At 61.2% G+C, this 10,981-nt stretch carries 6 protein-coding genes and 1 pseudogene; 5 read left to right on the top strand and 2 right to left on the bottom strand.

Annotated elements, in window-relative coordinates; genetic code table 11:
* Nucleotides 1-4,272, top strand: a pseudogene (locus BLO97_RS29695) (LapA family giant adhesin); the annotation flags it as partial.
* A gap of 183 nt (nt 4,273-4,455) precedes the next feature.
* Entirely contained in the window at nt 4,456-4,794 is a 339-nt protein-coding gene (locus BLO97_RS29690; RefSeq protein ID WP_003196545.1) for a hypothetical protein, read from the top strand.
* Nucleotides 4,795-5,039: 245 nt separating this feature from the next.
* On the opposite strand, the gene lapD is transcribed toward BLO97_RS29690, so the two are convergent.
* Both lapD and lapG read right to left on the bottom strand, forming a co-directional pair.
* Complete coding sequence (gene lapD, locus BLO97_RS29680; RefSeq protein WP_072347288.1) at nt 5,040-6,986, bottom strand: cyclic di-GMP receptor LapD; 1,947 nt, start codon at nt 6,984-6,986, stop codon at nt 5,040-5,042.
* Nucleotides 6,987-7,000: 14 nt separating this feature from the next.
* A complete protein-coding gene (gene lapG / locus BLO97_RS29675; RefSeq protein ID WP_371856198.1) occupies nt 7,001-7,624 on the bottom strand; it encodes a cysteine protease LapG in 624 nt (207 codons plus the stop codon).
* Between the two features lie 271 nt (nt 7,625-7,895).
* Between lapG and BLO97_RS29670 the strand changes: the two genes are divergently transcribed.
* The 3 genes from BLO97_RS29670 to BLO97_RS29660 all read left to right on the top strand — a co-directional run bounded on the left by BLO97_RS29670 (nt 7,896) and on the right by BLO97_RS29660 (nt 10,979).
* Nucleotides 7,896-8,588, top strand: coding sequence for a GntR family transcriptional regulator (locus tag BLO97_RS29670; protein ID WP_092349682.1), 693 nt, complete (start codon nt 7,896-7,898; stop codon nt 8,586-8,588).
* Nucleotides 8,589-9,273: 685 nt separating this feature from the next.
* A complete protein-coding gene (locus BLO97_RS29665; RefSeq protein WP_063323486.1) occupies nt 9,274-10,050 on the top strand; it encodes a DUF3050 domain-containing protein in 777 nt (258 codons plus the stop codon).
* A complete protein-coding gene (locus BLO97_RS29660; RefSeq protein WP_092150211.1) occupies nt 10,047-10,979 on the top strand; it encodes a diiron oxygenase in 933 nt (310 codons plus the stop codon). Before BLO97_RS29665 ends, BLO97_RS29660 begins: the two co-directional genes overlap by 4 nt.
* Nucleotides 10,980-10,981 lie beyond the last annotated feature (2 nt).

Genomic DNA, 10,981 nt, shown 5'->3' with positions numbered 1-10,981 from the left:
GGCAATCCGGTCACCGCGCAGAATGGTCCGGTCACTGTCACGCTCGACAGCGGCAAAACCATCACCATCGCCGCCGGCGCAAGCTCCGGTGTGCTCGATGTCGCTGTGGGTAACGATGTTTACCAAGGCCCGACCACTGTCACCGAGTCGATCAAAGATGCATCCGGCGGCAACCTCGAAGCCATCGCACCGAACACCACTCCGGTCAGCACCACCGTCAGCGATGTCAACGACACCACCACGGTGACCTTGACCGCCACACCAACCGTGAATGAAAACGGCACCATCACCTACACCGCCACCCTGACCGACGCCAATGGCAATCCAGTCACCGCGCAAAACGGTCCTGTGACGGTCACGCTCGACAGCGGCAAAACCATCACCATCGCCGCGGGCGCAAGTTCGGGCGTGCTGGACGTCGCCGTCGGCAACGATGTCTACACCGGCGCACCATCCGTCACCGAGTCGATCAAATCGGCGTCCGGCGGCAACCTCGAAGCGATCGGTGTCGATAAGACAGGCGCGTCGACGGCCGTGGGCGACACTGTCGACAACACCACCGTCAGCATCACTGGCAGCACGTCAGTCGCCGAAGGCCAGGCGGCCACCTATACCGTCAGCCTGACGAACCCGGCGCAAACCGAGGTGACCCTCAAGATCGTCTACAGCGGCACCGCCGCCGACGGCACAGACTTCACCGGTGTCTACACCGTGAAGATCCCGGCCAACGCCACCAGCGCCACCTTCAACGTGGCAACGCTGGACGACAAGATCACCGAAGGCACCGAAAACTTCGTGGTCAAGATCGACTCGGCCACCGGTGGCAACTTCGAGCACCTGGCGGTCAGCGGCACCAACGGCAGCGTCAGCACCTCGATCATCGACAACGATGCGCCACCGGCACTTGACCTGGACGCCAACAACTCCAGCGGCAAGACCGGTGCCGATTACCAGGTGACCTTCACCGAAGGCACCACCGGCCCGGGCGTGTCCATCGCCGACACCGACCTGAGCATCACTGACCCGGACAGCACCCTGCTGACCGGCGCGACCATCGTGCTGACCAACCGTCAGCCTGGCGATGCGCTGAACCTGGGCAACAGCGTCAATGGCATCAGCATCAACGCCAACAGCACCGACGGCAAGGTCGTCCTGACGCTGACGGGCAATGCGACGCTGGCCGACTACATGCAGCAGATCAAGAACATCAGCTTCATCAACAACAGCGAAGATCCGAGTACCGTGCCGCGCATCATCACCGTGACGGTGACCGACGGCGCGAGCTACTCCAACACCGCCACCACCACCGTAAACGTGGTCGGGGTCAATGACGCGCCGGTGGCCACCGGCGGCGCGGTGACCGGTACCGAAGACACTTCACTGGTCCTCGGCTGGTCGACGTTCGGCATCAGCGACGTGGACAACTCCGCCACCAGCCTGGGTGTGAAAATCACCGAGCTGCCGGCCGATGGCAAGTTGCAGTATCTGGACGGTGCAACCTGGAAAGACGTGGCCAACAACCAGACCTTCACCAAGGCTGACATCGACGCCGGCAAGCTGCGCTTCACTCCGGACGCCAACGAATCCGGTGCCAATGGTTATGTTGGCAGCAGCACGGGCAACAACCAGGCCGACTACGCACAGGTCAAGTTCCAGCCAACCGACGGCCAGGCACTGGGCAATACCGGCACCGTGAAGATCGACATCACGCCAGTCGCCGACGCTCCGACCCTCAACGTGGCCGGCAACAACGTGACCTCCACCGGTTTGATCAAGGAAGTCTGGACCGGCCTGTCGGGCCTGGGCACCGATGGCAGCGGCGCGCCGTCCGGCACGCTCAAGTCGGTTATCGATGCCGCCGGCACGCCGAACAGCAGCGGCACCGTGACCAACGTACAATCGGACAGCAACGTCAACCCGGGCACCGCATCGAAAACCTCGGGCCTGATTTTCCTCGAAGCCGGCAAGACCTATACCTTCAGTGGTACCGGCGACGACAGCCTGCTGGTCACCATCGGCGGCAAAACCGTCGCGGCAACCACCTGGGGCGCGGGTGGTCAGTTGAACGGTTCGTTTACCCCGACCACCAGCGGCTACTACACCCTGGACATCTACCACCACAACCAGACCGGCCCGGGCAGTTATGACGTGAACCTGTCGGTCAACGGCAGCACACCGGTCGACCTGAACGGCGCCGGCGTGCCGTTGTATACCGGCGTGACCGACCTGACGAACGCCGGCGTGACGGTCTCCGATTTGCACGGCACCAACGGCGAAGGCTACTACGACGGCTTCAAGCTCAACGAAGGCGCCGAAGGCACCAGCGTGCACCTGTCGAAAATCACCACCGCCCTGACCGACACCGACGGCTCCGAAAGCCTGAGCGTGAAGATTGGCGGCATGCCCGAAGGCAGTGTGCTGAGCGATGGCGCGGGCCACTTCGCGACCGTGGGCAGCAACGGCGAAGCATCGGTCAGTGGCTGGAACCTGGGCAGCCTGACCCTGACGCCGCCGGCCTACTACAACGGCCAGTTCAACCTGACCGTGACATCGACCTCCACCGAAGCCCTCGGCGGCTCGGCCACAAGCACGGCGCAGATCCCCGTCACCGTGCACCCGGCGACCTATAACGCCGTCACCGCCACGTCGGGCAGTGACAACGTCACCGGCACCGACGGCAACGACATCGTCGTCGCCGACATTGGCGGGCTGACCGTAGTACCGGGCGTCAACTACAACATCGCCTTCATGGTCGACAGCTCCGGCAGCATGAGCGACTCGTCCATCGCCGCGGCCAAGGCCTCGCTGACCTCGGTGTTCAACACCCTTAAGCAGAGCCTGGGCAGCAACTCCGGGACGGTGAATATTTTCCTCGCGGACTTCGACAGCCAGGTGAACAGCGCGGTCTCGGTCAACCTCAACGACTCGGACGCCCTGACCCAGCTCAAGGACCTGCTCGACTCGATGGTGTCCGGCGGTGGTACCAACTATGAAGACGTGTTCAAGACCACGGCGAACTTCTTCAAGAGTACCGAAGCCCTGAACAATACCGGGGCGAAGAACCTGACGTATTTCATTACCGACGGCAAGCCGACTTACTACCAGACCAACGAACAGGTCAATCCGACGCTTTATGACTCCGTCAAACTCGATGACGTCTTGAGCGCGGCCAATTACAGCGTCGGCAAGTACTACACCCAGACGATCGACAGCACGCACAAGTACACCATCTACGAAGACGGCAAGATGTACCTGTCGACCAAAAACGGCAAGAAGTGGACCGATAGCTACGTGGGCGTGGTGCATGCCGAGGGCAATGGCACCTTTGAATTGTCGAACCAGGGCGGCACCGGTTATGGCGAATACTGGAACTACGTCGACTCGGCGGCAGGCTCGACCGACAGTTTCACGCTGCTCAAAAACCTGAGCACCGTCGAAGCCATCGGCCTGAACAGCGATGTCACCCTGAACGACCTCAAACCCTACGATTCGGACTCGTCGCCGCAGACCAACATCGACCCGAACAACCTGGCCAACTCGATCATCGGCCACACCGAAGCGACCCTGCCGGGCGCCGATACGGTCAACGGCGGCAACGGCAACGACATCCTGTTCGGCGACCTGGTGAGCTTCAACGGCGTTACCGGCGAGGGCTACCAGGCCATCCAGGCCTTCGTCGCCCAACAGAGCGGCGTGGACGTCAGCAAGGTCACCACCAGCAACGTGCACCAGTACATCACCGAACACTACACCGCGTTCGATGTGTCCGGTGCCCACGATGGCAACGACACCCTGCTGGGCGGCGCCGGCAACGACATCATTTTCGGCCAGGGCGGCAACGACACGCTCAACGGTGGCAAGGGCAATGACATCCTGCTGGGTGGCACAGGTAACGACACACTGATCGGCGGCCAGGGCAATGACACCCTGATCGGCGGTCTGGGCGGCGATACCTTTGTCTGGAAGTCCGGCGACACCGGCACCGACGTGATCAAGAACTTCAACGCCGGCGAAGGTGACCGGATCGACCTGCGGGATCTGTTGCAGGGCGAAAGCGGCAGCACTATCGACCACTTCCTGAAAATCAGTACGGTCGACGGCGTGTCGTCGCTGCAAGTCAGCACTTCCGGCCAGTTCAACACCACCAACGGCGGCGCCGCGACCCCGGACGTGACGATCAAGCTCGAAGGCAACAACTGGTCGAACGTGAACCTGAACTCGTTGATCGCCGGCAGCGACCCGACCATCAAGGTCGATCACAACAACAGCTGAACCTGACACAAAACCGTGGCGAGGGAGCTTGCTCCCGCTGGGCTGCGCAGCAGCCCCTAAAAACAGGGCCGCTTCGCGCCCCAGCGGGAGCAAGCTCCCTCGCCACGGGATAAGTGTTCATACTCCCCCACAGTTGGCCTATGCTGCCCAGCATGACGCCGCTTCATACATGAGGGATGCCCGATGTTTTATGTGCAACGCGATGCACAAGGCCTGCTGGTGCGCGTAGAAGCCACCGCTTACGCCGAGGCCACCGAGACCTTGCCGGCCGACAACCACGAGATCCAGGACTGGTTCGCCAACCAGGCGGTGGAAAACAGCCTCAAGCAGCTCAAACAAAGCGACCTGGAGATGATCCGGGTACTCGATGACTTGATCCAGGTGCTGACCAGCAAAGGCGTCATCCGCGTCACCGACCTGCCACCGGCGGCCCAGGCCAAGCTGATGGACCGCACCCAGGCCCGGGAAGCCTTGGGCGGGTTGAGCCGGTTGATCGACGATGATGAGAAGGGGTTGATCTAACCTCAAATGACACAACCCGATCCCTGTGGCGAGGGAGCTTGCTCCCGCTCGGCTGCGCAGCAGTCGCAAAACCAGGCAACGCGGTCTGCCTGAAGAGCTGCTGGGGGCCTGCTTCGCAGGCCAGCGGGAGCAAGCTCCCTCGCCACAGGGGATCGTGTTGTATGGGCTTACGCTATCGCTCCGGGACGCGGAGCGTCCCTGGCTACATTCCCACGCGGAGTGGTGGAACGATCAATGTTTCAGGATCACCCCCACCGCCGAGGCTCCCCAACCAACTGCCCCTGCACCCCAAACAACCCCATCTCACGAATCACCGCCAACTCCCCCTCCGTCTCCACCCGCTCGGCGATCAACGGCAAATCGATGCTGTGGGCCGCGCGCTGGATAGCCTCGATGAACAAACGCTTATCACTTTCCTGATCAATCGCGCGGATATAGCTGCCATCGATCTTCAGGTAAGCCAGCCCCAGCCGCGACAAATTGCCGATCATGCTGAACCGCCCACCAAAACGCTGCAGGCTCAAGGAAAAGCCAAGTTCGCGCAGACGCCGGGTCAACTGCTCCAGCACCGCTTGCTCCGGCAATTGCTCTTCGCCAATCTCCAGGGTCAAGCGCGACCCGAGGTTGGAATGCGCCCGCAGGATCTCAAAGATCTTGTTCAGCGCCTGCGGATCGGCCAAGGTCGCCGAAGACAGGTTCAACGCCAGGGATTGCTCATGCCCGGCCATTTGCCTGAGCACTTGTTCGAGCATCAAACGATCCAGGCGCGCGGTCCAGCCGAAGCGCTCCAACCAGGGCAGGAAACGCCCGGCAGGGATGGTCTGGCCCTGCTCGTCGAGCAACCGCGACAGCACTTTGTAATGCAACACCACCTGGGTGTCCCGGGCGGCCACCACCGGCTGGAAGTACAGCTCGAAGCGCTGATGATTCAAGGCCTGGTCGAGCAGCGTGTGCCAGGCATGGTGATCGTCACCGACGCTGGCCACCGCGCTGTGATCCAGGCAGGCCCAACCCGGTTCGCCCTGGCTTTCGGCCTGGGCCAGGGCCTGGTCGCCGAGCTGCAGCACCGCTTGCGGCGAGTCGCCATGGACGAACGGCGCCAGCCCGATGGAGGCCACCGACGCCACATCCGTCGCACCGGTCGCATGCAGGCTCGCCAATGCAGCCTCAAGGTTCTGCGCCAGTTGCAGCGCTTCCTCGCGCACCAGCCCAGGTGCCAACACCGCAAACTCCCCACCGCGAATACGCGTGACCAAGTTGTGGGTTTCCGGATACCGCGCACATTCACGCAGCAATTGCTCACCCACGGCCTGGAGCAACTGGTCGGTGCGCTGCCCGCCCAACCGCTGGTTCAAACCGGCCAGGTCCTTGACCCGCAACAACAGCAGATAACCGGAACTGGCCTGCTCCGGGTTGCTCACCCGGGCATTGAGCTGCATTTCGAAATAACGCCGGTTGGCCAGGCCCGTGAGGTTGTCCTGGTAGGACTCGACCCGCAGTTTCTCGCTGCGCTCGGCCTGCTCCTGGAACAGCGCCTTGAGCTTCTCGACCATCTGGTTCATCGCCTGCACCACCCGGCGCAGTTCAGGCGTGCGCGGCAGCTCCGGCAGGCTCAGGAATTCGCGACGGGCAATGGCATGGGACTGATGCACCATGTAGTCCAGCGGCTTGAGCTGGCGACGCAGCAGCAAGGCCCCCAGCACCGCGCTCACGGCGCCACACAGCAAAAGCCAACCCAGGCTGCCCAAGGCGCTCTGCCACAGCTTGGCGAGGGCGAACATCGGGTGGCTGACCACTTCAACCCGCGCCGCCTGTTCCCAGCCGCGGCTGACGATGGCATCGCCACCGGCCGGTTCCAGGCCGATCAGCTTGACGAACCATTGCGGCACGCTGCCGGCGTCCGGCGTGCCGGTGCGCTCGACGAGGGTCCTGTCGGTGGCCACGTCGACCACGCGGATGCTGGCGTAGTAGCCGCTGTCGAAGATCGAGCTGACCATCAGCTCCACCATCGCCGGGTCGTCGATGTTCGGCGTCAGCGACAGGGCCAGCGCCGTGGCCGCATCCTGGGCGTGGGAGCGCAACTGGTTGACGTACTGGGCTCGCGAGCTCTCCAGGCTGACCATGAAGCTGCCGCTGAAGGCAACCACCAGGAACAGACAGATAGCGATCAACAGCTGTTTGAACAAGGACATCTGAGCGCGCGCTCCTAGTTAGTCGTCTCGACCGGAAAACCTTCGGCCTGCATTTTTTTCAACACATCCTGCCACCGGGACAGGCGCTTGGTGTCACCCACTTTCTTGTTGCCCTTGGCGCCCGGCAGCCACAGCCCTTCGGCATTGAAAGAGTAGACCGGGAGCAAGTCGGTTCGCTGGCTGGCCGGCAGGATGCCGTCGATCAGGCTGTCGAGTACCAGCGGCATCGCCTCGGGCGTGGCGTAGTAGGTGAGCACCATGTGCGCACGGTTCTGCCGCAAGGCCTTGACGTAGGTGATGCGCAGCTTGTCACTGGACACCCCGAGATGACGCAGGCTGAAGTACTTGGCGATGGCGTAGTCTTCGCAATCACCGGCGCCCTTCCACAGGGCCTGGATCGGGGTTTCCCAGTAGTCGACTTCACGCCACAGGTCGATGTCTTCCACGTAGCGCACCTGTTTGTTGAAAAACAGGTTCACCACCTTGAGCTGTTCGAGTTCCGGAATCTGTTTCTGGGTCGCCAACAGTTGCTGCCATGCGTCGATCCGTTGCTGACCTTCGCCCAAGGGACCATATAACGCTTGCGCCCGTCGGCTGATCTGCGCAAAGTCCCAGTCGGCCTGCAGGCCGCCCAGCATCAGGCCGGCCAGCAACAATGCCGAACATAGCCAGCGCAAGGACCTGAGGACAGGGAACGGTGCAGCCAAGGGAAATACGTCCGAAAAGGGTCGTTGGAAATTCGTTGGATGGTGACGCCTGGCCCACTAAAAGACAATGGCAAGGTGCAATCACCGCAGGCAGACTAAACTTTAGTTCAGGAACCTCCGGTCGAGAGACTTTGACGGCTCACCAACCTGTAACTAACGTGAGCCTGGATCCAATTTTTACTACCAATCAGGGTGCGTTGTCGTGACACAGAAGCCCAAACCGCTCAGCACTATCCAGATCAACGGCCCCATTCCCGCTGACCAGGCACGCTCGATCATCGAAGAGTCTCTGCGCGAGGCCATCCTCGATGGACGCTTGCCTTGCGGTACCGCCCTGCGCCAGCAGGAACTGGCCGACCTGTTCGGCGTGAGCCGCATGCCGGTGCGCGAGGCGTTGCGCCAGCTCGAAGCGCAGTCACTGCTCAATGTGGTTCAGCATAAGGGCGCCGTCGTGGCACCGTTGATCACCAACAATGCGGTAGAAACCTATGCCCTGCGTTCGGTCCTGGAATCGTTCGCCTTGCGCCTGTCCATCCCCTTGCTCGATGACAGCGACCTGGCAATGGCCGCCCAGTACATCGAACAGCTGGAGACGGAAACCGAACACGCCGAGATCGGCAAGCTCAACCGGCTGTTCCACATGTCGCTTTATCACAAGGCCCCCAACAGCAAGCTGCTGGACCTGATCGAGCGCGAGCTCAATGAAGAAGAGCGCTTCCTGCGCTTTCATCTGTCGTCCATGGGCCTGGGCAAGTTGAGCCAGGACGATCATCGCGCGCTGCTCGAGGCCGCGCGAACCAAAGACATCGATAAAGCGATCGTATTGCTGGAACGGCACCTGGAAAAAGCCTCTGTCACCATGCGCCGGTACTTGGAACAGTTGTCGAAGCTGTGATCCCACGTCGGCGCTCCGTCCGGCGTAAAAATTTCTTACATATCCTTCCGACTCACTTGTCGCCTGCGCGGCGCGGCCTGGCCGTGGCCGCGACTCGCCGTCCCATCAGTTCAATGGCACTGCCATCGATTTGGGCTCACTCTTGCGCTTGTCGATTCAAAACAGACCTGAAGAAGTCAACGCCTGGCTGAGGCCAGACGAATCGAAGCCAATACGCAAGGAGCGTCGTCCAACCGGCGGGATGATCGGATGTCCGACCGACGTCCTGCCCATAACATAAAAGTTATTAACTCCCCGATCCCTGAAGTGCTCCGAGTGAGGCATTCACTCGAACTATTCGATTCTGATACTCGCAAATCGGAAGGAGCTTCTTCGCCCAAATAAAACTTATATAAAAAGTTTTAAAAGCCCTCTTCGCGCCCAATAAAACATCAACTTTAAATAATTAAAAAAATACTTGCCGACAACTTGTTTCATGCATTAGCTTTTTATTCGTCGCGTTACTTGCGACCCTTTCGCTTTTTGACAAACCCTTTAAACACAGGCAACACAAGCCCACAACACGTACTGAAAGCGAACACTTAAGCCACTTGGGTAATTCATGGATTCCGGTTCAGGCTCCCGCTCGTCTTAATTAAACAACGAGCAACCTTCCGGACAAAACATCATTGATGAGGACGTTCCGATGCAGCCATCCAAAGAACAACTATCCCTGAAAAAACACGAACTTGGCCAACACCCGGTTTTTTCCGAGATTACATCAATCGATCTGTTACGCCGCTTTATGGAAAGCCATGTCTTTGCCGTCTGGGACTTCATGTCGCTGACCAAGCGGCTGCAACGCGAACTCACCTGCGTCCACCTGCCCTGGCTGCCGCCGGCCGACCCGCACGCGGCACGCTTGATCAATGAAATCGTGCTGGGGGAAGAGTCGGATGACCGCCCCGGCGCAGGCTATTGCAGCCATTTCGAACTGTACTTGGACGCCATGCGGGAAATCGGTGCCGATACCCGCGCGATCGAGCAATTCATCACCCTGCAACAGGAAGGCGTCAGCCCCGAGACGGCGCTGGACAGCGTGGAGGTCGAACCGGCGGCGGCGCGGTTTGTCCGCCAGACCTTGCACACCGCTCTGCACGCACCGGCCCACAGTGTGGCCGCCGCCTTCGTGCACGGTCGCGAGAGTGTCATCCCGCAGATGTTCCAGCGCATGCTCGACGCTTGGGGCATTGGCCTGGATCAGGCGCCGACCTTTCGTTATTACCTGCAACGGCACATCGAAGTCGATTCCGAAGACCATGGCCCGGCGGCAGAAAAGTTGTTGGCCCGGCTGATCGATGGCGACCCACAGCGCGAAACCGAAGTACTGGTCGCCGCGCTCGCCGCTGTCCACAGCCGCGCGGCCCTGTGGGATGGCTTGCGCCAGAGCATGACCCAGCCGGTTGCACAGGTGATGCCATGAACGCTGTCGAATACCAATCCTTCGCCGACGCTTGGGAAAGTCGCGCTACGATCCGTACCCGGCCACGGCGGCGGGTCGAAAACGACGACAAGCTGATCTTCCCCATGAGCCGCCAGCCGCTGGTGCACAGCCAGACCTTCCTCAGCCACTGCCCGCAATTGCGCGACTTTGTGCTGGTGCAGAGCCTTTACAAGTTCATCAACGACGTGGTGATTTTCGAGACCGAACTGGTGGACCACACCGCCCGCCGCATTGCCAAGAACCGCTTCGGCATCGAATTCCCGTTCGCCTGCCGCTACGACGCGATGACCGTGGTGGTGGACGAGGATTATCACGCGCTGGTGGCGATGGACTTCATGCAGCAGACCATCGACATGACCGGCATCGCACCGATCCCGTTGCCGGGGCAGATCGAACTCAGCCGCGCGATACCGGCGACCCTGGCCCAGGCGCCGGAACATTTGCTCAGCGCCGTGGAGCTGATCTGCATCGCCATTGCCGAGAACACCGTCACTAACGAAGTGGCGGCCTTCGCCCGGGACGACTCGGTCAAGGCCTCGATCAAGGGACTGATGGCCGATCACTTGCTCGACGAGGGCCGCCACTCCGGTTTCTGGACGCGACTGGTGCAGATCTACTGGCGCACCGCGCCCGAAGAGGACCGCGCGGCGATTGCACGCTTGATGCCCGGGTTCGTCGTCCAGTACCTGGCGAGCGACCTGCAGCAAGCGTTCGACATCGAACTGATCGCGCACCTGCCCGTTGACGAATCGGTACGCCAATCGCTGCGTGAAGACGCCAGTGCGCTGGCCTACCCCATCAATCGTTTTCACCCGTTGGTGGGCAACATCACGCGTTTTTTCCGCAGCAGCTCGATGCTCGCGTCCCCCTGCGTACGCGACGCCCTCGCTGATTACCTGACTCCATGAGG

This window comes from Pseudomonas sp. NFACC05-1 (assembly GCF_900100135.1).
Classification (GTDB): Bacteria; Pseudomonadota; Gammaproteobacteria; order Pseudomonadales; family Pseudomonadaceae; genus Aquipseudomonas; species Aquipseudomonas fluorescens_Q.
This window is presented reverse-complemented; position numbering and strand designations above follow the sequence as displayed.

Bases quoted from the DNA above. Each gene is read 5' to 3' on its own strand.
- BLO97_RS29665 (WP_063323486.1), top strand. From the start codon at position 9,274: ATGCAGCCATCCAAAGAACAACTATCCCTGAAAAAACACGAACTTGGC.
- BLO97_RS29690 (WP_003196545.1), top strand. From the start codon at position 4,456: ATGTTTTATGTGCAACGCGATGCACAAGGCCTGCTGGTGCGCGTAGAA.
- lapG (WP_371856198.1), bottom strand. From the start codon at position 7,624: ATGCTGGGCGGCCTGCAGGCCGACTGGGACTTTGCGCAGATCAGCCGA.
- lapD (WP_072347288.1), bottom strand. From the start codon at position 6,986: ATGTCCTTGTTCAAACAGCTGTTGATCGCTATCTGTCTGTTCCTGGTG.
- BLO97_RS29660 (WP_092150211.1), top strand. From the start codon at position 10,047: ATGAACGCTGTCGAATACCAATCCTTCGCCGACGCTTGGGAAAGTCGC.